Below are 24,382 nucleotides of genomic sequence, written 5' to 3'. Positions count from 1 at the left end.
TCAGTGTGTGTGACCGTGACCGGTGTCGGGCTCCGCCGGCGGGGGAACTTCCTCGCCGATCCTGCCCTTGGCCTCGGCGATGACGTCGGCCACCTTCAGCCTTGCCGACTCCGCGCCCTCCTCCGCCTTCCGGGTCCCGCGCAGTCCCCACGCGGTCACGGTGACCGCAGTCTCGTGGAAGGGCGCCTTCGCGACCGCTTTGCGGGCCGCATTGTACGCGGCGACACCGACAGCGCCGGTGACCACGGTGGAGGCAGCTTTGGCGAGCAGAATGTGAAGGGCCATGACCCATCGTCGCACCCACAGCTCGAAATCGCACGAAGACTAGTGTTTCGCTTCTTTCGCTCTGTTGCGCAAGAAGATGAGCGGGAGGACGAGCGTGGCGACGGCGGTGACGAGCCACACGATCAGTGTGGCGAAAACCCACGACTGCCACCCGGAGATGGACATGGCACCGAACAGGTTGACCACCACCAGTGAGACGAAGGTGGATACCAAACCGATTCCCCCGAGGAAAGCAGGAGCGTTTCGTTCGGCCACTTTGGTGATGAAGGGCGCGAGGATGCTTTGCGCCAACGCGAAGAGCACCACAGTGCCGATGAATCCTGCGACGGTGATCGATACCTCGGGCAGAAGCCACACCGCCGCGAGAAGGCCGATCGCTGCCGAGCCGAGGAAGATGACGGCCCGGAGGAGAAATCGAATCATGAGTCGATCCTTTGCGTCGCAGGGTCAACAGATCACGGTCAGGAGTACGCCCTCGCGGTGAAGGATCAGCGGTTCGGCCGGGGGCCGAGGGCCGAGGGCCGCTGGTTCTGACATACGTCATTGTCTCTCCCACGTGAGCGTCTCGCGGCAAGTTGACGATCTCTGCGACTCGACCAGCGGCCGCGCGGCCCCCGCCGAATCCGGGAGGAATGCCTGACGTTCCGGCGCCTGCGTGCGACGATGGGAAGTACTTCGGGAGTGATGGGGTATGTCGAACCGCCGTGTGACGGGTGCAGCGATCTACACGGCCGCGCTGCTCGCGGCCGTAGCGACGGTCACGCTTGCCGTACGAGTGGTGCCCGCCTCGGATGCCGGGAGAAGCGCTCCCGAGCCGGGAACGGGTGCCACTCGGGCACTGATCGTCATTGCTGTTTTCGCAGTCGTGATCGCGGCGATCGCACTCGCGGCTGCTCTGCAAGGTGGGCGCCCCCGGGTGGCCCCTGTCGAGCCGCCGGCCGATGCGGTCGAGCGGGCATTCTCTGCGAAGTCGCGCAGACAGATCCTCGCGTGGACGGCCGGTGCCTGTGTCCTCGTGATCGCCGCGTATCTCCTCGGCTCCGCCGGTGGCAACGAGCCCCCGGCCCGGGAGGCTCCGGCCGCCACCGAGTCCGGGGGCAACTCCGAATCACCGTCCGAAGCCACCCCGCCCGAGGAGTTGCGTCCCACGTCCGACAGTGCGCAATCCCGCAGCGATCAAGCCGAACTATGGACTGCCGCAGCCATAGTCGGACCCGTGCTGGTCGCCTTGCTCATACTCGGTGCGGCGGCCCGACGCCCTGTGGTCGTGGGCCGTGAGGTACCGACTCCGGTCGATATCGACACCGCCTCGGCCGCGGCGCAGTCACTGGTGCGTGCGGCGGAGGAGGGTCTCGCGGCGGTCGTCACGACGGAGATGCCGCCGCGGGAGGCCATCATCGCCAGCTACGCCGCCATGGAAGACGCCCTTCGGCGGGCGCCGGGCGCCGAACCCCGAGATTCGGATACGCCGTCGGAAGTGCTTGCCCGGGCGGTGCAACTCGGTGTGCTGCGCTCGGAGGCTGCAGCGCCGTTGGTTCGTCTGTTCGCCGAGGCCCGGTTCAGCCGGCATCCGATGGACGAACGTCATCGCGCTGAGGCGGTCGACCTGCTCAGGCGTGTGCTGGACGATGTCGGGGCGCAGCGCCGTGCGAATGACCTCGGGAGCAACACGTGCTCGCCATTGCCGTGATCGGGATCGCGGCAGTACTGGCCGTGGAGATTCCGCTCGTCGTATCCGGTCGGGACAACGTTGCGGTCGTGGTGGCGGGGGCCGTGACCGCCCTCGTGCTCTTCGAGGTTCGGCGGCGGATGTCGCAGGAGGACGACGACGATGTGGTGGCGGGTCCGGAAGCCGATCGGGCCGAGGCGATGAGCCGCTGGCTGACGCGCACGGAGTCGCTGATCAGCTGGGCGGACGGCACCCGCGGAGACTGGGACCACCATCTGCGTCCACTGCTTGCCCGCGAATTCCAACAGTCCACCGGGCAGCGAAAGGGCGTCGACCCGGCCGCGACTACCGCCGCCGGGCGAGTGTTCTTCGGTGACCTGTGGCAGTGGGTGGATCCCGACGACGTCCGCCGTTCCGACCGGACCGAACCCGGCCCCGGTCGCGACGTGCTCGACCGGATACTTCAACGGTTGGAGTTGCTGTGACCCTCCCCGCCCAGATGACCACCGCCCGCGCTCAGGCCGTTCTGGCGGAAGTCGAACGTGCCGTGGTGGGGAAACACGACGAACTGACGTCGATCCTGCTCGCGGTCCTCGCGGGTGGCCACGTACTGATCGAGGATCTGCCGGGGCTGGGAAAAACTCTGGTTGCCCGGTCGTTCGCGGCCGCACTCGGGCTGGACTTCACCCGCGTGCAGTTCACCCCGGACCTGCTGCCTGCCGACCTGCTCGGCGCCACCATCTACGACATGCCGTCAGGGCGGTTCGAGTTCCGTCCCGGTCCCATCTTCACCAACCTTCTCCTGGCCGACGAGATCAACCGCACCCCGCCGAAAACCCAGGCTGCTCTACTCGAGGCGATGGCAGAGGGGCAGGTGAGTGTCGACGGCACGACGCGGATCCTGCCGCGACCGTTCATCGTGCTGGCCACCGACAATCCCATCGAGTACGAGGGCACGTATCCGTTGCCCGAGGCCCAGCTCGATCGCTTCGCCCTGCGGTTGCGGCTCGGGTACCTGACCGAGAAGGACGAGCAGGAGATGCTGCAACGCCGTCTCGACCGGGGATCGGCTCCGGTGGTGGTCCAGCAGGTGGTCGACGCCGCGGATCTGCAGGCGATGCGCGAATCGCTCGAGGAGGTCAGCGTCCATCGTGACGTCCTCGGCTACGTGGTCGCTCTCGCGAACGCCACCCGTCAGCATCCGCAGGTAGAAGTGGGGGCCAGCCCACGTGCCGAATTGGACCTGGTGCAGTTGGCCCGGGCCCGGGCGCTCCTCGCGGGGCGCGATTTCGTGATTCCGGAGGACATCAAGGCGCTGGCAGTCCCCGCGGTCGCCCATCGGATCAGTCTGCGACCGGAAATGTGGGTGCGGCGTGTCCGCAGCGAGGATGTCCTGACCGAATTGCTCCGACGGTTGCCCGTGCCGAGGGCACGATGACCGAGCACGTTCTCACCCGGCACGACCTGACGTGGCGGGCGTCGCCCGCCGCCCGCATCCTCGCGACCTGTGCGGCCGTCGCGCTCACGGTCGCCGTGGTGGGCCGCTGGTGGGAGTTGATCGCATTCGCGGCACCGATGCTCGGTGCTCTCGGCGCGGTGGTGTGGTTGCCGCCGCGGGCAACTGGAATCCGCGTCCGATCGAACACTCCCGCGTTGCGGTGCTTCGAATCGGAATCGGTGCAGTGTGCAGCCGAGGTGACGACGGTCGGCGGCGGCGCGCGGCTCGACGTGTCGCCTGCGCGCTCCGACGGCTACACGGTCGACGACGTCGGCGACGGGTATCGGATCACCGCCCACCGGTGGGGTCGCTACGAACCCGCACTGCACATCACGGCGCAGGCGTGCGGAGGTTTGCTCAGCGCAGCAGTCGAGGTACCCGTGACCGAACTCCGGGTATTTCCGCTGGCGCCGCCGCTACCGACCCCGCTGCCCCATCGCGCGCTTCCCGACCGAATCGGAGCGCACCGCACCCGCCGGTACGGGTCCGGCGTCGAATTCGGTGACATCCGGCCGCATGCACCGGGAGATCCACTGCGAAGCATCAATTGGCGGGTCAGTGCCCGACGCGGGCGACTGCACGTGACGGAGCGCATCATGGACCGCGCAGCCGACGTCGTCGCAGTGCTCGACACCACGCCGCAGGCGCCCGGCCCCGCAGCGGACAGCCTGCAGCGCACCGTCCGTGGCGCCACCCAGGTGGTGCAATCGGCACTGCAACGGGGAGATCGGGCCGGGGTGGTGGTCAGTGGCTCGCGCCTGCGATGGCTCGGTGCCGACATCGGGCGTCGCCAGTTCTACCGCATCCTCGACACCGTTCTGGACGCCGGCGGCACGTCCGGTGGCACCCTTGTTCCGCGGGCAGCGCTACCACCCACTGCCGTGGTGATCGCCTTCTCCACCATGCTCGACACCAACTTCGCGCTGTCGCTGCTCGAGCTGCGCCGCCGGGGCCACGTCGTCGTCGCCGTCGACGTACTGCGAGGTCCGCCGTTCGAGGTCGAACTCGATCAGATGTCCGCCCGGATGTGGAAGCTCGAACGGCGGAACATGTACCGGAACATGAGCGTTCTGGGTGTCCCCGTGGTCGCGTGGGAAGACGACTCGGCATTAGATCTCGCCCTCACTCTGGCGGATCGAGCCCAGCGCCCTCAGGGGGTGGCCAGATGAAGTGGGCCGCAGTTCTGGCAGTGCAGGGAGCGATGGTCGCACTCGTCCTGGGTGATGCATCCGTTCTGGCAGCCGCGACGGCGGGTATCGCGGCAACCGCGCTGCTTCTCGTCGCATTTACGGGACCGGCACCCGGATTCCGGACGCTGATGGTGTGCGCGGCAGTGGCGGGTGCTACTGCTTACCTCGTCACCACCGTCCCGGTGGGTCCGCGATGGTGGTCGTTACTCGGACCGGTTGCCGTCGTGGTGTTGTTCTGCATCGCCGCGGCTCCCTACGTTCGAAAACGCAGCACCGCTCAGAATCGGCGGATGCTGTAGATGTGGAACTGTGACAGCGGGGCAAGGCCCACAGGCACTCCGCGTCCGTAGGCATTGAAGACCTGGCCGAAGCCGGCATAGATACCGATGTGCGACGCATCCGGATTGAGAACCACGATGTCGCCGGGAGCCAGAGCCCACAGCGGAATCCGGGCGCCCACCTCGGCCTGCTCCCATGTGGTGCGCGGAAGCCTGACCCCCGCTTGCCGGAATGCCCACTGCACGAGTCCCGAACAGTCCCAGGCATCCGGGCCCGTTCCGCCCCACAGGTAGGGCTTACCGGTCTGGGTGACCGCTGCCGCCAGCGCGGCGAGACCGGTGGGCGTCGGGATCGGTGTGGGAAGAATTGCGGATCCGCTGGAACTGCCCGCTGTGCTTCCACTGTCGGCGCTGCCGGCGACCGGTGCCGCATGGGAGGGAAACGCCGTCAGGGCGGCCGCGCAGAAGGTCAGTGCTCCCGCTACCACTGCGCGTCGTACGGGAAGATGCCTGCGCTGGGACACGGAGTCCCCCTTCGTTTGCTCCTGCTCCGTGGAAGGCGTGCACCACCTGTTCCCCCGGCGGTGCACGCCCATGTTGCGTCACGGGAAGCGTACAAAGTGTCGCGCGAGTGTGCTTGGCATTTGCTGATATCCGCGCCGAAGCGCCGGTACGGTCCCGGCCGTCACCGCCCGGCGATGGTCAGCACCACGTCGGCCAGGGCAGGGGAGTGATCACGCTCGGGAACGGTGGCCGAGATCAGCAGGAGCCCGGCCTCTTTCCAGATGCGGGCGTGCAACGTCTCGCCGGGAAACACCACACCTGCGAATCGCGCTCGGAAGCCCGCGACCAGCGACGCGTCGGAGTCCAGCATCGTGTCGACCACCGCCTTGCACACCATTCCGTAGGTGCACAGCCCATGAAGAATCGGCGCCGGAAAACCGGCGGCGGCCGCGAACTGCGGATCGGAATGCAAAGGATTGCGGTCACCACACATTCGATACATCAACGCCTGTTGCGGGAGCACGGGAATGTCGATCTCGGCGTCGGACGGGCGGTCCGGCAACTCGACGGACTGCGACGGCCCGCGCTCGCCGCCGAATCCACCCTCGCCTCGGGCGAAAATGGACGAGCGGCTGGTCCAGAGCGGCGCGCCGTCGATATCGGTGGTGGCCGACTCCTGGACGATGACCGCGGCCTTTCCCTTGTCCCACACCTCCGCGATGCGGGTTGTCGTGCGAGCCTTACCCTCCGGCGGAAGCGGCCGGTGCACGGTCACCTCTTGGCTGCCGTGGACCACTTTCGCGAGATCGATGTCGACACCGGGGAAGGACACCTGCGGAGCGTCGGTGGCATGAAAATTGGCCGCGACCGTCGCGAAAGTAGGTAGCACCTGAGGGGTGCGGTCCGTGAGGTAGCGCAACTCCTTCTCATCCAGCGGACGGTAACCCGCACCGAGGGCGAGATGGTAGTGCTGCACGTCGGACGCGGTCCAGGCGAACTCGAGCGTGGGCAGTTCGGCGCCGATGGCGATATTCGGGTCAATGGGCATGCGAGGCGTCCCTCTTCTGTGTGAGGGGGATGGCTGCGACCACCGTGTCGGATTCGTGCTTGCTCATGTAGAACACGTTATAGAATGATGGGGTTGTCGGTCCATTCTTACTGCCAGGAAGTGTTGGGGACGGCAGCGCACCGGACGAGAACACGTGGCATCGAATGTTCCGGGCGTGCGCACTCACGCAAGTTTTCAGGGAAGGCACACAGAACATGCTCTCGAACCAACTACGCACCGAGCTGGCCGATCAGCTCGACGCCGCAGAGCGCAGTCGCATTCCCGTCGGGCCCCTGACCACCGCCCATCCGGACATCGACGTCGTCGACGCATACGAGATCGCGTTGATCAACATCCGCCGCCGGCTGCAGCACGGCGCGAAGGTTGTCGGGCACAAGGTAGGTCTGTCGTCTCTCGCCATGCAGCAGATGATGGGTGTCGACGAACCCGACTACGGGCATCTGCTCGCCGACATGGAGGTATTCGAGGACCAACCCGTCGACACGGCTCGGTTCTGCTACCCGAGAGTCGAGGTTGAGGTGGCTTTCGTCCTCGGCGCCGATCTTCCGGGAGCGGACTGCACCGAGCAGGACGTCCTCGATGCCACAGTGGCGTACGCGCCGTCCATCGAGTTGATCGACAGCCGCATCAAGGACTGGAAGATCGGCCTGGCCGACACTATCGCCGACAACGCGTCTTCCGCAGGGTTCGTGCTCGGCACCGACCGGGTGCGCCCGTCCGACATCGACATCAAGGCCATCGACGCCGTCCTGACCCGCAACGGTGAGCTCATCGCCGAGGGCCGCAGCGACGCGGTGCTCGGCAACCCGGTGACGGCCGTCGCCTGGCTGGCGCGGAAGGTCGACAGTTTCGGCGTCCGGTTGAGAGCCGGCGACATCGTGCTTCCCGGTTCGTGCACCCGCGCCATCGACGCTCGTCCCGGCGATCACTTTCGAGCCGAGTTCAGTGGACTCGGAACCGTCTCTCTGCAGTTCAAGTAGGAGTTGTATTCATGACCAAGGCAAGTGTGGCGATCGTCGGTTCAGGCAACATCAGCACCGACCTGCTCTACAAACTGCAGCGATCCGAATGGCTCGAGCCGCGGTGGATGATCGGCATCGATCCCGACAGCGAGGGCCTCGCCCGCGCGCGCAAGCTGGGTCTGGAGACGTCCGCCGAGGGCGTCGACTGGTTGCTGAACCAGCCGGAGAAGCCCGACCTGGTGTTCGAGGCGACCTCCGCCTACGTGCACCGCGAGGCGGCGCCCCGATACGAGGCAGCAGGCATCCGGGCTGTCGACCTGACACCGGCCGCGGTCGGGCCCGCCGTCGTCCCGCCGGCCAACCTGCGTGAACACCTCGGCGCCCCCAACGTCAACATGATCACCTGCGGGGGGCAGGCCACCATCCCGATCGTGTACGCGGTGTCCCGGGTCGTGTCCGTGCCCTACGCCGAGATCGTCGCCTCGGTCGCATCGGTCTCCGCCGGCCCCGGCACCCGCGCCAACATCGACGAGTTCACCAAGACCACCAGCCGTGGCATCGAGACCATCGGCGGGGCGCAGCGCGGCAAGGCCATCATCATCCTCAACCCGGCCGACCCGCCGATGATCATGCGCGACACGATCTTCTGCGCGATCCCCGAGGATGCCGACCGTGCCGCCATCACTGATTCCATCCACCGGGTGGTGGCGGACATCCAGCAGTACGTCCCCGGTTACCGGCTGCTCAACGAACCGCAGTTCGACGACCCCAGCGTCGTGTCCGGCGGACAGGCCACGGTCACCACCTTCGTCGAGGTCGAGGGGGCAGGCGACTTCCTGCCCCCGTACGCGGGCAACCTCGACATCATGACCGCAGCGGCAACCAAGGTGGGCGAAGAGATCGCCCAGAAGCTCCTGAGCGTGGAGGCGTGAGCACGATGGTTCATTTCGACCCCAGCTGGGACATTCGCGTCACCGACACGTCGTTGCGGGACGGCTCCCACCACAAGCGCCATCAGTTCACCGGTGACGAGGTGCGGGCGATCGTCGGCGCCCTCGACAATGCGGGAGTCCCCGTCATCGAGGTCACTCACGGTGACGGATTGGGCGGTTCGTCGTTCAACTACGGCTTCTCCAAGGTGCCCGAGCAGGAACTCATCTCCATCGCCGTCGACACGGCGAAGAACGCGAAAATCGCCTTCCTGATGCTGCCCGGCCTGGGTATCAAGGACGACATCATCGTCGCTCAGGACAACGGCGCGTCGATCTGCCGGATCGCGACCCATTGCACCGAGGCGGACGTCTCGATCCAGCACTTCGGACTGGCCCGCGAGCGCGGCCTCGAAACCGTCGGCTTCCTCATGATGGCTCACTCCATTGCGCCGGAGAAGCTCGCCAAGCAGGCCCGGATCATGGCGGACGCCGGATGCCAGTGCGTCTACGTCGTCGACTCGGCCGGTGCCCTCGTCCTCGAGCAGGTGTCCGACCGGGTCGAAGCGCTGGTGCAGGAACTGGGGTCGGACGCGCAGGTAGGGTTCCACGGCCACGAGAACCTCGGTCTAGGAGTGGCCAACTCGATCGCCGCGGTCCGCGCGGGAGCTAAGCAGATCGACGGCAGCACAAGACGGTTCGGTGCCGGTGCCGGCAACGCCCCCGTCGAGGCGTTCGTGGGAGTATGCGACAAGATCGGTGTCAAGACCGGAATCGACTTCTTCGCGATCGCCGACGCCGCCGAGGACGTGGTACGGCCGGCGATGCCGGCCGAGTGTCTCCTCGACCGCCAGGCTCTGATGATGGGGTACGCAGGCGTGTACTCGAGCTTCCTCAAGCACGCCGAACGCCAAGCCGAGCGATACGGCGTCTCGTCCGCCGAACTCCTCGTCCGCGCAGGCAAGCGCAAGCTCGTCGGTGGACAGGAAGATCAGCTCATCGACATCGCGTTGGAGCTGCAAAAAGAGCGCCTGTGAGTGCGGCTACGCCGCCTGTGAGTACTTCCTAACCTCCCGCGGTTAATAAGTACTCACAGGTCAGCGGGCTGTTTCCCAGAGCCCGACCATGTTGCCTTCGGTATCGGTGAAGTAGGCGGCGAACCCCATCGTGCCGACGGGTGTCTTGCCGGTGACCGTCTTTCCGCCGAGCGATTCGACCTTCTCCAGTGCGGCGTCGATGCTCTCGACGTCGACGACGACGACAGGGGACTTCACCTCGTCGCGCTGCATCATGCCGCCGTTGATGAACCCGGGCTCGGTGGGCATTCCGCTCTCGCCCACCGGTCCGGTGGTGACCATGCTGTAGTCCATCTCCGGGATCTCGGCGATGGCCCAGTCGAACGCGTCGCGGTAGAACGCGCGGGCGCGCTCGCCGTCGTCGAAGGGGATTTCGAAATGCACGATTCTGCCTGTCATGGGTTGCCTCCGGCTCGGCGGAAAACCGCCGTGTCCGACGGCACTTTTCAGCGTAAGTCGCCGGGTTCGCAGGCGAAAGGGGTCCACATAGCTTCGCCCGATGTGCCATCGGGCGCAGGCGAACTGCACCCCTGTCACATCGGGCGAGAGCAGGGTGGGAACCGGACCGCTACTCGCGGTGATCGCGCACGTCGATGAACCCCTCCATCACCGCGTGGTTGATGCTGTCCCACAGCCGCGGGCAGCCGTCCTGAAGGGCGGTGGGTTGCCCCTCCGCGGCCCGGTCGCGAAACGTCGGACACGTCTTCGCCGGGTCGCTCGTCCATTGGACGCTGGTGTGTTTGAGACTGTTCTTGCGCACCAGGACGCAGGTGCCGCAGGTGCGGCACTCGACCTCGTTCATTCCGTCGTCGAGGTAGTTGGCCTTGTCGGCCATCGTCTGCGCATGAATGGCCTCGAGCCGAGCAGGTTGCCCGGCGTAGTCGGGAGCTTTGGCCCATTCGGTCGAGGCACTCATGATCAGACCTGCGCTTCCTTGTTCTCGGAGCCGGCGGTCACCGTCTGTTCCGCGGCCTCTCGCTCGGCCTTCTGCCGGGCCAGGTTCTCCTCCACCTCGTGCTGCCAGGCCTCGTTGGCCTTGGTGGTGTCGACCTCGAACTCGAAACGCTGCGTCATCTTCTCGGTGACATCGGCGACATCGACGTAGAACTGGTCGTACCACCGTCGCAGCTGGTAGACCGGGCCGTCCTCTTCGCACAGCAGGGGATTGTCGATCTTGGTCTTGTTCTTCCAGATTTCGACGTCCTGCAGGAAGCCCTCGGCGATGCCCTCGGTGAACTTGGCCGCCAGCTTGTCGGCGGTGTCGTCGTCGATGCCGGTCGGCTTCTTGACGGTGACGCCGTACTGGAGCATGAACGAATTGTTCGTCACCGGATAGTGGCAGTTGATGAGGACGCTCTCGACCTCGTACCCGCCGTAGCTGTTCCACAGCGGATTGATCATGTAGGACGGCCCGTAGTACGCGGCCTCGGAGCGCAACAGCGACTCCATGCCGTACTGCGTCGCCATCCCCACGTCGGGGCGACCCTTCGTGTTGAGGTACTGGGTCGCGATGTGGCCTTCGAAGACGTTCTTGAAGTACGTCGGAAATGCGTAGTGGATGTAGAAGAAGTGCGCCATGTCGACCACGTTGTCGATGATTTCGCGGCAATTGGCGCCTTCGATCAGCATCGAGTTCCAGGTCCAGTCGGTCCATTCGTCGCTGTATGCGCCGTCGATCCGGGGGATGGTCACCTCGTCGGGCGGCGGATTGCCCTCGGGGTCGTTCCAGACGAAGAGCTGCCCGTTCCGCTCCAGCGTGGTCCACGACCGCGTCCGCGCGATCGGCGGCACCCGGCGTGCGTAGGGAATGCTCGTGCACTTGCCGTTGCCGCCCCAGCGCCAGTCGTGGAACGGGCACGCCACGGAATCGCCCTTGACCGAACCCTGGGAGAGGTCACCGCCCATGTGGCGGCAGTAGGCGTCCAGAACTTTCAGTTCGCCTTTGCTGTCGGCGAAGACTACGAGCTTGGTGCCGAAAGCCAGGACCGAATGCGGATTGCCGTCCTTGAATGTCTTGGTCAAGCCGAGGCAGTGCCAACCACGCGCGAAGCGGGTCTGGACAGTGCCTACATCGATCTCGCGAATCTGCGCCATTGTGCCCTCACATCCCTTCATGCTGTCAGTAGAACACGTTATAGAAGTTCCTCACGATCCGCCAGATTTCGAGAGGCTTTCTTCGAGCGCTGAGGCGTCGAACTGCGTCTTTGCCCGAGTCTCGACAGAAATGGGAACGTGTTCTAGTCTCAGAGAGTGAGTGAACCATCGACGAGACAGGAGCGTCCTGTGGGTGACCATGACAGTCACGAGGTGATGCAGCGGCTCGAGGCGCTACTGCCGACACTGCGCGAGCGTGCGCAGGAAACCGAGGATCTACGTCGCATCCCCGACGAATCGATCAAGGCACTCCAGGAGTCCGGCTTCTTCAAACTGCTTCAGCCGGAGCAGTGGGGCGGCTTCCAGGCCGATCCGGTGCTGTTCTACTCCGCGGTGCGGAAGATCGCGAGTGCCTGCGGCTCCACCGGATGGGTCTCGTCGATCATCGGAGTTCACAACTGGCATCTCGGCCTCTTCACCCAGCAGGCGCAGGAAGATGTGTGGGGCAAGGACACCGATGTGCGCATCTCGTCCTCCTACGCCCCGATGGGCGCCGGCCAGGTGGTCGACGGTGGTTACACGGTGAACGGTGCCTGGGCATGGTCGTCCGGGTGTGATCACGCCAGCTGGGCAGTGCTCGGTGGTCCCGTTATCAAGGACGGGCGGCCGGTCGACTTCGGCAGCTTCCTCATTCCCCGCGAGGACTATCGCATCGACGACGTGTGGAACGTGGTGGGACTGAGGGGAACCGGCAGCAACACGGTGGTGGTGAAGGACGTGTTCGTTCCCCGCCACCGCTTCCTGAGTTTCAAGGCGATGAGCAACCTGACAGCCCCCGGGCTCGAGCAGAACACCGCCCCAGTGTACAAAATGCCGTGGGGGACGATTCATCCGACCACGATCTCCGCTCCGATCGTCGGTATGGCCTACGGCGCGTACGACGCACACGTCGAGCATCAGGGCAAGCGTGTCCGCGCAGCATTCGCCGGTGAGAAGGCAAAGGACGATCCGTTCGCCAAGGTCCGAATCGCCGAGGCGTCCAGCGACATCGACGCCGCCTGGCGGCAGCTGTCGGGCAACGTGGCCGACGAGTACGCGTGTCTTCTCGCCGGGCGCGACGTGCCCTTCGAACTCCGTCTCCGCGCGCGACGTGACCAGGTACGCGCCACGGGCCGGGCCATTTCGTCGATCGACAAGCTGTTCGAGAGTTCCGGTGCCACGGCGCTGGCCAACGGCACACCGTTGCAACGTTTCTGGCGGGACGCTCATGCCGGACGCGTGCACGCGGCGAATGATCCCGAGCGGGCCTACGTCATGTACGGCACCGGTGAATTCGGTTTGCCGATCACAGACACGATGGTTTAGGAGAACACGTGACGACGACCGAGGAAGCCCTCACGTTCGAGTCCACGTCGAAGTTCGCGCAGGTGCGACCCGACCTGAGACTGCACTATCACGAGGCCGGCGTCGGGAACGGCCCCACGATCGTGCTGCTGCACGGCGGCGGACCCGGAGCGTCGTCGTGGTCGAACTTTGCGAGGAACATTCCGGTTCTTGCCGGGAAGTTCCACGTCTTGGCGGTCGATCAACCGGGTTACGGGTTGTCTGACAAGCCCACCGAGCACCCGCAGTATTTCGTTCACAGCGCCTCGGCGCTGAACGATCTGCTCGGCACCCTCGACATCAGCGGGCGGGTCCACCTGCTCGGTAATTCCCTCGGTGGCGGTGCCGCCGTGCGGTTCGCTCTCGACTATCCCGATCGCGCAGGACGTCTCGTCCTGATGGGCCCGGGCGGGTTGAGTGTCAACCTGTTCGCCCCCGACCCGACCGAGGGCGTCAAAAACCTCGGTAAGTTCAGCTACGAGCCGACCCGGGAAAACCTCGAGGCCTTCCTGCGCATCATGGTGTTCGATCAGAAATTGATCACCCCCGAATTGATCGAGGAACGCTTCGCCGCAGCGAGTACCCCGGAGTCGCTCGCGGCGGCGAAGGCGATGGGGAAGTCGTTCTCCTCCGCGGGCTTCGAACAGGGCATGCTGTGGCGGGACGCGTACAAGCTCCGTCAGCGGGTCCTGTTGATCTGGGGACGAGAGGACCGGGTCAATCCGCTCGACGGGGCGCTGGTGGCACTCAAGCTGATTCCGCGTGCGCAACTGCACGTCTTCGGTGGGTGCGGGCACTGGGCGCAGCTCGAGAAGTTCGACGAATTCAACCGATTGGCAGCCGATTTCCTCCTGGACGGGGGCAAGTGATGGGTATTCGGTCACTGGCGTACATGCGTATCGAAGCCACCGACATGGCCGCGTGGCGTGAGTACGGACTCAAAGTTCTGGGCATGGTCGAGGGGAAGGGCAGCGACCCTGATGCCCTGTATCTACGGATGGACGACTTTCCTGCTCGGCTCGTCATCTTCCCCGGCGACCACGACCGACTGTCGGTGTCGGGCTGGGAGACGGCCAATGCCGCGGAGCTGCAAGAGGTCCGCGACAACTTGTCGGTTACCGGCGTCGCGTTCAAGGAGGGGACCGTCGAGCAGCTGCAGGACCGCAGGGTCGACGAACTGATCACCTTCGAGGACCCGTCGGGCAACACACTGGAGGCGTTTCACGGTGCGGCGCTGGAGCACCGCCGCGTGGTCAGCCCCTACGGGCACAAATTCGTGACCGGCGAACAGGGACTCGGCCACGTCGTGCTTTCCACCACCGACGACGACGCCTCGCTGCGCTTCTATCGTGACGTTCTCGGGTTCCGTCTGCGCGACTCCATGCGGTTGCCGCCGCAGATGGTCGGGCGGCCGGCCGACGGGAAACCCGCGTGGCTGCGTTTCTTCGGCTGCAATCCGCGGCATCACAGTCTCGCGTTTCTACCGATGCCCACGCCCAGCGGGATCGTGCACCTCATGATCGAGGTGGAGAACTCCGACGATGTCGGTCTGTGCCTGGATCGAGCACTGCGGAAGAAGATCAAGATGTCGGCGACCCTCGGCCGCCACGTCAACGACCTCATGCTCTCGTTCTACATGAAGACCCCGGGCGGCTTCGACATCGAATTCGGCTGCGAGGGAAGGCAGGTCGAAGACGAGAGCTGGGTCGCGAGGGAGAGCACGGCGGTCAGTCTGTGGGGCCACGACTTCGGTGTCGGGATGCAGTCGTGAGCGAGGTGACCGGGGACGGGGCCGTCGCGGCCGAGGCGATCGACCCGCGACGGTTCCGCACGGTGCTCGGCCAGTTCTGCACCGGCGTCACCATCATCACGACGATCGACGACGGCGTGCCCGTGGGGTTCGCGTGCCAGTCCTTCGCCGCGCTGTCCCTCGAGCCTCCGCTCGTGTTGTTCTGTCCCACCAAGACGTCGAGGTCGTGGGCGGCCATCGAACGCAGTGGTGTCTTCTGCGTGAACGTGCTCGCCGAGGAGCAGCAGTCGACGTGTGCGCGATTCGGGTCCCGCGACCCGGACAAGTTCGCCGGGATCGACTGGACGGAGTCGCCGCTGGGCTCACCCATTCTCACCGGTTCGCTCGCCCACATCGACTGCACACTCGAGACCGTGCACGACGGTGGCGATCACTGGGTGGTGTTCGGCCGCGTGGCGTCGCTCAGCGAAATCAGGGAGGAGCGACCCCTGCTGTTCTACCGCGGGCAGTACACGGGCATCGAACCCGACAAGACCGTGCCCGCGCCGTGGCGTGACGACCTCGAGGCTTTTCTCACCACGTCGTCGGAAGACACCTGGCTGTAGGGCACTTGCCTTCCCGGGTCACATTCACATCGCGACTCCGATGTATTTGGTTTCGAGGAACTCGTCGATGCCGGTGAGCCCACCTTCGCGGCCCAGCCCGGATTCCTTCACCCCGCCGAACGGTGCCGCCGGGTTGGACACGACTCCCTGGTTGAGGCCCACCATTCCCGTTTCGAGGGCTTCGCTCACTCGCAGACCGCGTTTCAGGTTCTCGGTGTAGACGTAGGCCACCAGCCCGTACGGGGTGTCGTTGGCCCGCTCGATCGCCTCCGCCTCGGTGTCGAACATGCTGATCGCGGCCACGGGTCCGAAGATTTCGTTGTGGCACATCTCGGCGTCGTCCGGCACGCCCGTCAAGACGGTTGCCGGGTAGAAGTTGCCGGGGCGGTCTAGTGGTTCGCCACCGGTCAGAACGGAGGCGCCGCGCCCGACCGCGTCCGCGACAAGAGTGCTCACCTTCGCGACCGCCGCCTCGTCGATGAGCGGTCCGACCACGACGCCGTCCTCGGTGCCGCGCCCGACGGGCAGTGCCTCCATCCGCTGTGTGAGCTTGCGCGTGAACTCCTCGGCTACCGAACTGTGCACGAGGATTCGGTTCGCGGCCGTGCAGGCTTGGCCGATGTTGCGCATCTTCGCCGCCATGGCACCGTCGACGGCGTCGTCGAGATTTGCGTCGTCGAAGACGAGGAACGGCGCGTTCCCGCCGAGTTCCATCGAAGTGCGCATCACCGTGCGCGCGCACAGTTCGAGGAGGTGCTTGCCCACCGCGGTCGATCCCGTGAACGACAGTTTGCGGGCGCGGCCGTCGAGGATCAGCGGACTGATCACCTCGTCCGGTCGAGAGGTGGTCACCACGTTGACCACACCATCGGGCAGTCCGGCTTCGGTGAGGATGTCGGCGAGGGCGAGGATGGAGAGTGGAGTCTGCGCGGCGGGCTTGATCACCGACGTGCATCCGGCAGCAATGGCCGGCCCGATCTTGCGGGTCCCCATCGCCATGGGGAAGTTCCACGGAGTGATGAGCAGGCTCGGTCCGACGGGCTGCCTGGTCACCACGAATCGCGACCCACCTCCTGGTGCGGTCATGTAACCGCCGTCGATACGGACTGCTTCCTCGGCGAACCACCGGAAGAACTCGGCGGCGTAGGCGATTTCGCCGCGCGCCTCGGTGAGCGGCTTACCCATCTCGAGGGTCATGACGAGGGCGAGCCGATCGGTGTTGTCGAGCAGCAGGCGGTGCGCGTTCATGAGGATGGTGCTGCGTTCGCGGGGAGTGGTGGCGGCCCACGACGGTTGCGCCGCCACCGCTGCGTCGAGCGCCTCGCGGGCCTCCGCGGCGTCGGCGTCGGCGACCGTGCACAGGATCTGTCCGGTCGACGGGTCGTGGACCGGCATGGTGCGGGCGCTGTCACGCCACTTCCCGCCGATGAAGAGACCGGTCTGCACCGAACGAATTGCTACTTCCTCGAGCATGTTTCTTCCCCATTCTCCGTTGCCGAAGTGATGCCGCCCATGATATACAGATTGTCAACAATCTGACAATGCAAACTGCTGCGGCACGATCGGCGGCATCTACGCGTGGGAGGGTTCTCGTGACTCGGTTATCTCCGCTGCTCGCACAAGCCACACCCGTGACGGTCGACCACGGTGAGGGGTGCTACCTCTACGGCACGGACGGCCGCCGCTACCTCGACTTCACCGCGGGAATCGGGGTAACCAGCACCGGCCACTGCCACCCCCACGTGGTCGAGGCTGCCCGCCGGCAGGTCGGCTCGCTCATCCACGGGCAGTACACGACGGTCATGCACCAGCCGTTGCTCGAACTCACGGAGCGGCTCGGGGCGGTGCTGCCCGAAAACCTCGACTCGCTGTTCTTCGCGAACTCGGGAAGTGAGGCAGTGGAAGCGTCGCTGCGCCTCGCCCGTCAGTCGACCGGCCGGCCGAACGTGATCGTCTTTCACGGTGGCTTCCACGGCCGCACTGTGGCGACGGCGACGATGACCACCTCGGGTACCCGGTTCTCGGCCGGGTTCAGTCCGCTGATGGGCGGTGTGCACGTTGCCCCGTTCCCCAACGCCTACCGCTACGGCTGGTCGGAGGAAGAAGCCACGGCCTTCGCGCTGAAGGAACTGGACTACATCTTCGCCACGCTCACCGCGCCGAACGAGACCGCGGCATTCGTGGTCGAGCCGGTACTCGGCGAGGGCGGATACGTGCCCGGCAACACGACGTTCTTCCACGGACTGCGCGAGCGCGCCGACCGATACGGAATCCTCCTCGTCGTCGACGAAATTCAGACCGGATTCGGCCGCACCGGCAAGTTCTTCGGGCACCAGCATTTCGACGTCCAGCCTGACATCATCACCATCGCCAAGGGCCTCGCTAGTGGGTTCCCGTTGTCGGGGATCGCGGCGTCGGCCGAACTCATGGCCAAGGGATGGCCGGGTTCGCAGGGCGGAACGTACGGCGGCAACGCCGTGTCCTGCGCTGCCGCGGTCGCGACGCTCGAGGTGATCGAGAAGGAGGGTCTTGTCACCAACGCTGCGGAGCGCGGGGCGCAGCTCCTCGAGGGTGCTCGCCGCACCGCCGGTGCGGGCGTCGGGGACGTTCGGGGACTGGGACTGCTCGTCGGTAGTGAATTCACCGCGCCCGACGGAACACCGGACCGTGCGACGGCGACCTCAGCCCAGCAATTGGCCGCTCGGAAGGGCCTGCTCCTGCTGACCTGCGGCGCCCACATGAACGTGGTACGCATGGTCCCACCGCTCATCGTGTCCGAGCAGCAGGTCGAGGACGCGCTCGCGATCTGGTCCGAGGTGCTCGACGAGATGTAACCCCCCGTGAGTACTTATTAACCGCCCGCGGTTAATAAGTACTCACAGGGGCTACGAAGGAGGAAACGTGGCTCGCTACATCACCATCACTCTGGACAAGCGCGGCGTGACGTGTCGCGCCCGACTTCTCGACGACGACGCCCCGCGCACCTGCGACGCGGTGTGGAACGCGCTTCCGCAGAGTGGGGACGCCTACCATGCCAAGTACGCGCGGAACGAGGTGTACACCCTGATCCCGCGCATCACCGCGGCGCCGCACCGCGAGAACCCCACCGTCACACCGATTCCCGGCGACGTGTGCCTCTTCGACTTCGAGCCCTGGGAGATCGGGAACTCCGCCTACGGGTACGAGCCCGGCTCCGAGGCACACGCCGAACAGGGTGCCACCGACCTGGCGATCTTCTACGGCCGCAACAACCTATTGCTCAACGGTGACGTCGGATGGGTGCCGGGCAATGTGTTCGCCGCCATCGAGGACGGCCTCCCCGAATTGGCGGCGGCGTGCAACGACCTGTGGATGCGCGGAGTCGAAGGCGAAACGATGAGCTTTGCCCGGGCCTGACGTCGCGGGAACCCGATCCGCGGACCTTCCGTACGCATCGCGCCGGGTCAGAAGGGTGCGACGCGCTGTGAAGGTCCGCGGATCGAATTCAGCCCAGCACGTGCTCGGCGAACCGCGCGACTGCGAGTACCAGGTCGTCCGAGTGCCGCGGGCCGACGATCTGCAGCCCGACAGGTAGTCCCGCGGCGGTCTTGCCCACGGGGATGCTGATCGCCGGCTGCTGAGTCAGGTTGAACGGGTAGGAGAACGGGGTCCATTGGGGCCAGCTGGTGAGGTCGCTGCCCGGAGGAACGTCGTGTCCGGCCTCGAATGCGGGAATGGGGACGGTGGGCGTGAGCAGCACGTTGTGCGTGAAGTGGAACTTGCCCATCGTGATGCCGACGTCCGCGGCAACCGCCCGTGCGTCGAGATAGTCGACGGCGCTGAACGTCTCGCCGCGCTCCCACACCCGTGCCAGCCCGGGATCGACCTTGTCCCGCGCGCCTTCGGGGAAGTTCTTCAACATCGCGGCCGCACCGGCCGCCCAAAGGAGCTCGAAAGCGTCGAGGGGGTCGGTGAATCCCGGATCGGCTGCGGTGACCGGAAGGCCGGCCGAGTCGAGATAGCGGACCGCCCGATCGACGATCGCCCGCACTTCCGGATCGACGGTGACGTAGCCGAGTGTCGGCGAGTAGGCGACACCGAGTCCGACGACGTCGCGGCCGATCTCACCGCGAAAAGTGGTGGGGAAGGGGGCGAGTGACGTGGGGTCGCGGGGGTCGGGCAGCGACATGATGTCCATCAGCAGGGCGGCGTCCTCCACGGTGCGGGTGAGGGGACCGGCGTGTGCCAGCGGCCCGAACGGGCTCGCCGGGAACAGCGGAATCCGCCCGTGTGTGGGTTTGAACCCGACGACCCCGCAGAACGACGCCGGAATGCGCACGCTGCCGCCGCCGTCGGTGCCTACCGAGCAGGGGCCGAGACCGGCTGCCACTGCTGCCGCGCTGCCGCCGGAGGAACCACCGGCCGTCTTGGTCGGATCGGCGGGGTTGCGGGTGATACCGCACAGGGCGCTGTCGGTGACAGCTTTCCACGCGATCTCGGGAGTGGTGGTCTTGCCGAGAAAGACCATCCCGTCTTCGCGGAGCCGGGCGGCGACAGGACTGTCCACGTTCCACGGCTGATCCTCGTCGATCGCCTGGGAACCGCGGAGCGTCGGCCATCCGTCGGTGAGGAAGATGTCCTTGATCGAGATCGGTACGCCGTCGAGCAGGCCCTTGGAGTAGCCGGTGGTCCAGCGCTCCTCCGACTGCTTCGCCTGGGCGAGAGCTCGTTCCGCGTCGACGAGGCAGTACGAATTGATGTCACGGTCACGCTCGGTGATGGCGTCGAGAATCGCCTGCGTTGCCTCTACGGGCGACAACTCTCCGGACGAGTAGGCCGTGACCAGTTCGACGGCGGTCATGTCGGTGGGATTCATGGAGACTCCTTCATCCTGGACGGTCGGCCCCTGCTTCAGCGGCTCGGGACGTACCCGAGTTGCTTGTCTACGACGTTCTCGAGGGGGTGCCCCGCGACCCATCGTTCGAAGTTGTCGGTGAACACGGTAACCAGCGCATCGCGCCACCCGGCGAAATCACCCGAATTGTGTGGCGTGATCGAGACATTCGGCATGTCCCACAAAGGGTGGTCCGCCGGCAACGGTTCGGAGTCGAACACGTCGAGTGCGGCGCCGGCAATCGTCCCCGACCGCAGCGCCTCGACCAGGTCGTCGGTGCGGACGAGCTCGCCGCGGCCGACGTTGACGAACCGTGCCCCCGGCTTCATCGCCGCGAAAGTCTCGGCGCAGAACATGTGCCGTGTCTGTTCGGTGAGCGGCGCCACTGCGACGACGTAGTCTGCGTCGGCGAGCTGTGCGGGCAGGTCGTCCGCCGGCAGAACGACGCCGAAGTCGGGATCGGATTCGCGCCCCCGGCGCCCCGATCCGCGGACTGTCATTCCGGCAGCGCGGAGCAGCCGGGCCACGGCACGTCCGATGGGACCGGTGCCGACGATCAACGCGGTGCGCCCCGCGATCCGTTCGGACTCCCGGTGTTTCCAGGTGTGGGACTGCTGCAACCGTAACGATCCCGGAAGGTCCTTGGCGAACGAAAGAATCTGCGCCAGTACGTACTCGGCGATGGCGCCGTCGAACACGCCCCGTGAATTGGTGATGGTGACGTCGCTGTCGCGGGCCTCGGGAAACATCACCGGGTCTACCCCGGCGGCGGCGATGTGGAGCCACTGCAGCGAGTCGGCCGCGTGCCAGGCTGCCGGGACGGCGCCGCTCAGGAAGTCGTAGAGGAACAAGACGTCGGCACCGTCGAGCGCGCGAGCCAACCCAGCCTCGTCCGTGTAGCGAACCTCGGCACGCGAGTCGACCGGCGCCATAAGGTCGTTCCGCGGCAGGACCTGCGCATGGAGCACCGCGACGATCGGTTTTCGACTCACGTTGACACCGTAAGAGTAGCTCGTATGATTGTCAACAATCCGAAAAGGCTCAGGCGTTGCCGAAGCGAAGGTGAGGCCCGGTATTGGAACTGAACATTCCCGAATTCGAAGGGCCAATTGCGCAGCGAGGAATCGGCATCATCGCCCCGTTCGACCTGGCGCTCGAACGCGAGCTGTGGCGATGGGCGCCGCTCGAGGTGAGCCTGCACCTCGCGCGCACCCCTTACGAACCGGTTCCGGTGAGCCTGGAGATGGCAGAACTGGTGTCCGAGCGCCGGCATCTCATGACGGCAACCCGTGACGTGATGCACGTGGAACCCGAAGTCGTCGCCTACCTCTGCACGTCCGGGAGTTTCATCAAGGGCATTGCACACGAACGGAAGCTGTGCGACGCAATCTGTGAGGCAGGCGCCCAGCACGCGATCACGACGTCGGGCGCCCTCCTCGAGGCGATCGAACACCTCGAGCTGAGCAAGGTCTCGGTGATCACCCCCTACGACGCGGCGCTGACCGAGCGGCTGCACAGTTTTCTGCACGAGGCGGGAACCGACGTGGTGCGGTCCGATCACCTCGGACTCGGCGGCGGAATCTGGAAGGTCAACTACCGGACGATCGCCGAACGCATCATCGCCGCCGACGACCCGAAATCGGAAGCCATCTTCGTCAGCTGCACCAATCTTCCCACCTACGACGTGATCGCCCCGCTCGAGGCGGAGCTCGGTAAACCCGTCCTCACCGCCAATCAGCTCACGATCTGGGCATGCCTCGGCCGGATGAAGCTCCCGATGTCCGGACCCGGCAAGTGGCTCCGCAACGTCTTCTGATCCGACCCCCGACCCCCACAGAGGAGAAAGCATGACCCGCTCCCAGGCCCCCACCGTGGGATTCATCTACCCCGACCACGCGGCCGAGGACGACTACCCGTTTGCCGCGGACATGCTCGGGGTGGACCTGCCGGTCGTGCACATCTACGGCACCGACCTGCACGCCGTGCCCGAACTGCTGGACCTCGGCAGTCCCGAGAAGCTCGCCGGCGGCGCCGCCCTCCTTGCTGAGCAGAAGCCGGACGCCGTCGTGTGGGCCTGCACCTCGGGCAGCTTCGTCTACGGACCCGACGGCGCGAAGCAGCAGGCCGATGCCCTCGCCGCGGCCACCGGTGTGCCCACGTCCAGCACCAGTTTCGCGTTCGTCCACGCGCTGGCTGCCCTCGGGATCACCCGCGTCGCGGTGGCCGCGAGCTACCCGGAGGACGTTGCGAAGTTGTTCGTCGACTTCCTCGCCGCTGCCGGCGTCGAGGTGCTGTCCATGTCGAGCGCCGGCATCGATACCGCCGCCGAAGTCGGATTGTTGAGCCCGGAGGAAGTGGTCGAGTTGGCGGTCGGAAACGATCACCCGGATTCGGAAGCACTCCTCATCCCCGATACGGCGATGAGGACGCTGGGCGCGCTGAGTACTCTCGAGCAGCGCCTCGGCAAGCCGGTCCTCACGGCAAACCAGGTGACCATCTGGGAAGGCCTGCGCCTCGCGGGCCACACGGCGGTGCATCCGTCGTTAGGAACCTTGTTCGAGAAAGGCCACAGTCATGGCTCTGACTGACTTGGAACCCGTCAGTCGTCAATCGACTGCCGAGTTCATCGCGGATCGACTGCGTGACGCCATCATGAAGGGCGCACTCGAGCCCGGCACGCAGCTGGGGGAGGCGGATCTGGCCGCGCACTTCCAGGTGTCGCGCGGGCCGCTACGCGAGGCCATGCAGAGGCTGGTGTCCGAGGGAATCCTTCACAGCATCCGTCACCGGGGCATCTTCGTGACGGAGCTGACCCTCGACGACGTCGTCGACGTCTATCGGAGCCGATCGGTGATCGAGCGGGGTGCGCTCGAGATGATTTTCGACGACGGGCTGAGGGAGGACGTCTATCGCGCTCTCGAAGCGCCTGTCATCGCGATGAAGGCCGCCGCCGAGCGGGGTGACGCGGCCGCCGTATCGGACGCCGACCAGCTGTTTCATCAGGTTCTGGTGGAAAGCGCATCGAGTCCCCGGTTGGTTCGTGCGGCCCGGACCTTGCTGATCGAGACGCGGATGTGTCTGGGCGCCCTGCAGACCACCTATGAGGACATTCGGGAGCAGGCCCAAGAACACGACGAGCTGCGAGAAGCGATCAGAACGGGTACACGTGAAGAGGTGCAGGAATTACTGGCCGAGCATCTCGACGATGCCGTTCAGCGCCTGCGCGCCGATCAGAGGACTTTGTCCTCGTAGAACACCGAAGTAGAGGAACGCGCCGAGGAGGGCATATGACTCAGGTAGCTGAGATCCAGGAACAGACGAACAGCCGCGACCATTACCCGACCCGGATCAGCACCGAGCCGTCCATGATCGCGCGCAGTGAACCTGCTGTATGGGGAACGCCCTCCGACGGCCCCTTCGACGCCGCCGCGCTCGAGCGTCACGAGGCCCGAGGCTTCACCATCGTCGAGAACCTGCTGGGTGCGGACGAGGTCGCCGTCTACCGTGAGGAGCTCGTCCGGCTGTCCCACGACGCGCAGATGCGCGAGAGCGGGCGGGTCATCACCGAACGCGGCACGGACGAGGTCCGTTCCGTTTTCGACGTCCACCGGTGCAGTGCGATGGTCGCCGAACTCGTTCGCGACGGCAGAATCCTCGATCGCGCGCGGCAACTCCTCGGCTCCGACGTCTACATCCACCAAAGCCGGATCAACTCGATGCCCGGTTTCAAGGGCACGGGTTTCTACTGGCATTCCGACTTCGAGACCTGGCACGCCGAGGACGGCCTCCCGATTCCCCGGACGGTCAGCTGTTCGATCACGCTCACCGAAAACTTCCCGTTCAACGGCTCGCTGATGGTGATGCCCGGATCGCACAAGAGTTTCGTCCAGTGTGTAGGCGCCACACCTGAGAACAACTACGCGTCCTCGCTGGTCTCGCAGGAAGTCGGGGTTCCTCGGCGGGAGGATGTGACCGACATGGCCGCGGAGTACGGGATCGAGCAGTTCACCGGCGCTGCGGGCACCGCGCTGTGGTTCGACTCGAACGTGATGCACGGGTCGGGCAACAACATCACGCCGTTCCCGCGGTCGAACATCTTCCTCGTGTTCAACAGCGTCGAGAACACTCTCGTCGAGCCGTTCGCCGCTGCGCGTCCCCGGCCCGACTACATCGCGTCGCGCGACTTCACGCCGCTCGGCTGACGTCGGGTGGGCGGC

The 24,382-nt window shown here is 65.8% G+C and carries 28 protein-coding genes; 18 read left to right on the top strand and 10 right to left on the bottom strand.

All coding sequences use genetic code 11. The features are described from left to right. Window positions 1–285, bottom strand: a complete 285-nt coding sequence (locus HYG77_RS11875; protein WP_159919087.1) for a DUF1490 family protein — start codon at window positions 283–285, stop codon at window positions 1–3. Window positions 286–324: 39 nt separating this feature from the next. Beyond that, complete coding sequence (locus HYG77_RS11870) at window positions 325–708, bottom strand: hypothetical protein (protein ID WP_208962754.1); 384 nt, start codon at window positions 706–708, stop codon at window positions 325–327. Between the two features lie 268 nt (window positions 709–976). Between HYG77_RS11870 and HYG77_RS11865 the strand changes: the two genes are divergently transcribed. From HYG77_RS11865 to HYG77_RS11845, 5 genes are read left to right on the top strand one after another with little or no spacing between them, the layout of a single operon-like run. Continuing rightward, complete coding sequence (locus tag HYG77_RS11865) at window positions 977–1,975, top strand: DUF4129 domain-containing protein (protein WP_208962753.1); 999 nt, start codon at window positions 977–979, stop codon at window positions 1,973–1,975. Beyond that, the gene (locus tag HYG77_RS11860) at window positions 1,957–2,439 is read left to right on the top strand and encodes a hypothetical protein (RefSeq protein WP_109326645.1); all 483 of its coding nucleotides are present in this window, start codon (window positions 1,957–1,959) and stop codon (window positions 2,437–2,439) included. Before HYG77_RS11865 ends, HYG77_RS11860 begins: the two co-directional genes overlap by 19 nt. Then, window positions 2,436–3,392: a MoxR family ATPase gene (locus HYG77_RS11855; protein WP_208962752.1), complete on the top strand. Its 957-nt coding sequence runs from the start codon at window positions 2,436–2,438 to the stop codon at window positions 3,390–3,392. Before HYG77_RS11860 ends, HYG77_RS11855 begins: the two co-directional genes overlap by 4 nt. Beyond that, on the top strand, window positions 3,389–4,621 hold the full coding sequence (locus tag HYG77_RS11850; RefSeq protein WP_208962751.1) for a DUF58 domain-containing protein: 1,233 nt from the start codon (window positions 3,389–3,391) through the stop codon (window positions 4,619–4,621). Before HYG77_RS11855 ends, HYG77_RS11850 begins: the two co-directional genes overlap by 4 nt. After that, the gene (locus tag HYG77_RS11845) at window positions 4,618–4,941 is read left to right on the top strand and encodes a hypothetical protein (RefSeq protein WP_109326648.1); all 324 of its coding nucleotides are present in this window, start codon (window positions 4,618–4,620) and stop codon (window positions 4,939–4,941) included. The genes HYG77_RS11850 and HYG77_RS11845 overlap by 4 nt, the downstream gene beginning before the upstream one ends. Here HYG77_RS11845 and HYG77_RS11840 read toward each other — a convergent pair. Together HYG77_RS11840 and HYG77_RS11835 are read right to left on the bottom strand one after the other, a co-directional pair. Further along, entirely contained in the window at window positions 4,920–5,444 is a 525-nt protein-coding gene (locus HYG77_RS11840; protein ID WP_109326649.1) for an NlpC/P60 family protein, read from the bottom strand. The genes HYG77_RS11845 and HYG77_RS11840 overlap by 22 nt on opposite strands. Window positions 5,445–5,605: 161 nt before the next feature. After that, on the bottom strand, window positions 5,606–6,472 hold the full coding sequence (locus HYG77_RS11835; RefSeq protein WP_208962750.1) for a MaoC/PaaZ C-terminal domain-containing protein: 867 nt from the start codon (window positions 6,470–6,472) through the stop codon (window positions 5,606–5,608). Window positions 6,473–6,687: 215 nt separating this feature from the next. On the opposite strand from HYG77_RS11835, the gene HYG77_RS11830 reads away from it, so the two are divergent. Genes HYG77_RS11830 through dmpG form a run of 3 tightly spaced genes read left to right on the top strand, consistent with a single transcriptional unit; the run spans window position 6,688 to window position 9,421 of the window. After that, complete coding sequence (locus tag HYG77_RS11830) at window positions 6,688–7,473, top strand: 2-keto-4-pentenoate hydratase (RefSeq protein ID WP_208962749.1); 786 nt, start codon at window positions 6,688–6,690, stop codon at window positions 7,471–7,473. An 11-nt stretch (window positions 7,474–7,484) separates the two neighbouring features. Next, on the top strand, window positions 7,485–8,387 hold the full coding sequence (locus HYG77_RS11825; protein WP_109326651.1) for an acetaldehyde dehydrogenase (acetylating): 903 nt from the start codon (window positions 7,485–7,487) through the stop codon (window positions 8,385–8,387). Window positions 8,388–8,392: 5 nt separating this feature from the next. Then, complete coding sequence (gene dmpG / locus HYG77_RS11820; RefSeq protein ID WP_159926855.1) at window positions 8,393–9,421, top strand: 4-hydroxy-2-oxovalerate aldolase; 1,029 nt, start codon at window positions 8,393–8,395, stop codon at window positions 9,419–9,421. A 60-nt stretch (window positions 9,422–9,481) separates the two neighbouring features. On the opposite strand, the gene HYG77_RS11815 is transcribed toward dmpG, so the two are convergent. The 3 genes from HYG77_RS11815 to HYG77_RS11805 form a co-directional block, all read right to left on the bottom strand. Beyond that, entirely contained in the window at window positions 9,482–9,859 is a 378-nt protein-coding gene (locus HYG77_RS11815) for a VOC family protein (RefSeq protein ID WP_109326652.1), read from the bottom strand. 169 nt (window positions 9,860–10,028) lie between these two features. Further along, on the bottom strand, window positions 10,029–10,376 hold the full coding sequence (locus HYG77_RS11810) for a hypothetical protein (RefSeq protein WP_109326653.1): 348 nt from the start codon (window positions 10,374–10,376) through the stop codon (window positions 10,029–10,031). Window positions 10,377–10,378: 2 nt separating this feature from the next. Next, window positions 10,379–11,554, bottom strand: a complete 1,176-nt coding sequence (locus HYG77_RS11805) for a Rieske 2Fe-2S domain-containing protein (RefSeq protein WP_109334847.1) — start codon at window positions 11,552–11,554, stop codon at window positions 10,379–10,381. Between the two features lie 216 nt (window positions 11,555–11,770). Between HYG77_RS11805 and hsaA the strand changes: the two genes are divergently transcribed. Genes hsaA through hsaB form a run of 4 tightly spaced genes read left to right on the top strand, consistent with a single transcriptional unit; the run spans window position 11,771 to window position 15,292 of the window. Further along, window positions 11,771–12,919, top strand: coding sequence for a 3-hydroxy-9,10-secoandrosta-1,3,5(10)-triene-9,17-dione monooxygenase oxygenase subunit (hsaA, locus tag HYG77_RS11800; protein ID WP_201453588.1), 1,149 nt, complete (start codon window positions 11,771–11,773; stop codon window positions 12,917–12,919). Between the two features lie 8 nt (window positions 12,920–12,927). Then, window positions 12,928–13,806 (top strand): 4,5:9,10-diseco-3-hydroxy-5,9,17-trioxoandrosta-1(10),2-diene-4-oate hydrolase, encoded by an 879-nt coding sequence (hsaD, locus tag HYG77_RS11795; RefSeq protein ID WP_208962748.1) that lies wholly within the window; start codon window positions 12,928–12,930, stop codon window positions 13,804–13,806. Next, window positions 13,806–14,708, top strand: coding sequence for an iron-dependent extradiol dioxygenase HsaC (gene hsaC / locus HYG77_RS11790; protein WP_208962747.1), 903 nt, complete (start codon window positions 13,806–13,808; stop codon window positions 14,706–14,708). The genes hsaD and hsaC overlap by 1 nt, the downstream gene beginning before the upstream one ends. Next, entirely contained in the window at window positions 14,705–15,292 is a 588-nt protein-coding gene (gene hsaB, locus HYG77_RS11785) for a 3-hydroxy-9,10-secoandrosta-1,3,5(10)-triene-9,17-dione monooxygenase reductase subunit (RefSeq protein ID WP_109326665.1), read from the top strand. The genes hsaC and hsaB overlap by 4 nt, the downstream gene beginning before the upstream one ends. A gap of 24 nt (window positions 15,293–15,316) precedes the next feature. Here hsaB and HYG77_RS11780 read toward each other — a convergent pair whose 3' ends face one another. Further along, window positions 15,317–16,765, bottom strand: a complete 1,449-nt coding sequence (locus tag HYG77_RS11780; protein ID WP_208962746.1) for an NAD-dependent succinate-semialdehyde dehydrogenase — start codon at window positions 16,763–16,765, stop codon at window positions 15,317–15,319. Window positions 16,766–16,884: 119 nt separating this feature from the next. Between HYG77_RS11780 and HYG77_RS11775 the strand changes: the two genes are divergently transcribed. Both HYG77_RS11775 and HYG77_RS11770 read left to right on the top strand, forming a co-directional pair. Beyond that, entirely contained in the window at window positions 16,885–18,126 is a 1,242-nt protein-coding gene (locus HYG77_RS11775; RefSeq protein WP_208962745.1) for an aminotransferase class III-fold pyridoxal phosphate-dependent enzyme, read from the top strand. 67 nt (window positions 18,127–18,193) lie between these two features. Then, window positions 18,194–18,688 carry a DUF3830 family protein gene (locus HYG77_RS11770; protein WP_109326674.1) on the top strand — a complete coding sequence of 165 codons (495 nt, stop codon included), beginning with the start codon at window positions 18,194–18,196 and terminating at the stop codon, window positions 18,686–18,688. An 88-nt stretch (window positions 18,689–18,776) separates the two neighbouring features. Here the strand turns inward: HYG77_RS11770 and HYG77_RS11765 are convergent, their stop codons facing one another. Together HYG77_RS11765 and HYG77_RS11760 are read right to left on the bottom strand one after the other, a co-directional pair. Then, window positions 18,777–20,147: an amidase gene (locus tag HYG77_RS11765; RefSeq protein WP_208962744.1), complete on the bottom strand. Its 1,371-nt coding sequence runs from the start codon at window positions 20,145–20,147 to the stop codon at window positions 18,777–18,779. 35 nt (window positions 20,148–20,182) lie between these two features. Next, window positions 20,183–21,157, bottom strand: a complete 975-nt coding sequence (locus HYG77_RS11760) for a D-2-hydroxyacid dehydrogenase (RefSeq protein ID WP_109326676.1) — start codon at window positions 21,155–21,157, stop codon at window positions 20,183–20,185. 83 nt (window positions 21,158–21,240) lie between these two features. Between HYG77_RS11760 and HYG77_RS11755 the strand changes: the two genes are divergently transcribed. Genes HYG77_RS11755 through thpD form a run of 4 tightly spaced genes read left to right on the top strand, consistent with a single transcriptional unit; the run spans window position 21,241 to window position 24,367 of the window. Further along, entirely contained in the window at window positions 21,241–21,981 is a 741-nt protein-coding gene (locus HYG77_RS11755) for an Asp/Glu/hydantoin racemase (RefSeq protein ID WP_159919109.1), read from the top strand. Window positions 21,982–22,012: 31 nt separating this feature from the next. Continuing rightward, on the top strand, window positions 22,013–22,753 hold the full coding sequence (locus HYG77_RS11750; RefSeq protein ID WP_109326678.1) for a maleate cis-trans isomerase: 741 nt from the start codon (window positions 22,013–22,015) through the stop codon (window positions 22,751–22,753). After that, on the top strand, window positions 22,740–23,417 hold the full coding sequence (locus HYG77_RS11745; RefSeq protein WP_208962743.1) for a GntR family transcriptional regulator: 678 nt from the start codon (window positions 22,740–22,742) through the stop codon (window positions 23,415–23,417). The genes HYG77_RS11750 and HYG77_RS11745 overlap by 14 nt, the downstream gene beginning before the upstream one ends. A gap of 35 nt (window positions 23,418–23,452) precedes the next feature. Next, window positions 23,453–24,367, top strand: coding sequence for an ectoine hydroxylase (thpD, locus tag HYG77_RS11740; protein WP_109326679.1), 915 nt, complete (start codon window positions 23,453–23,455; stop codon window positions 24,365–24,367). The last annotated feature ends 15 nt before the right edge of the window (window positions 24,368–24,382 follow it).

The sequence above is a fragment of the Rhodococcus sp. ZPP genome (assembly GCF_017656075.1).
Lineage (GTDB): Bacteria > Actinomycetota > Actinomycetes > Mycobacteriales > Mycobacteriaceae > Rhodococcus_F > Rhodococcus_F oxybenzonivorans.
Note: the sequence above shows the minus strand (reverse complement) of the source record. Positions and strands in the feature narration are given on the sequence as shown.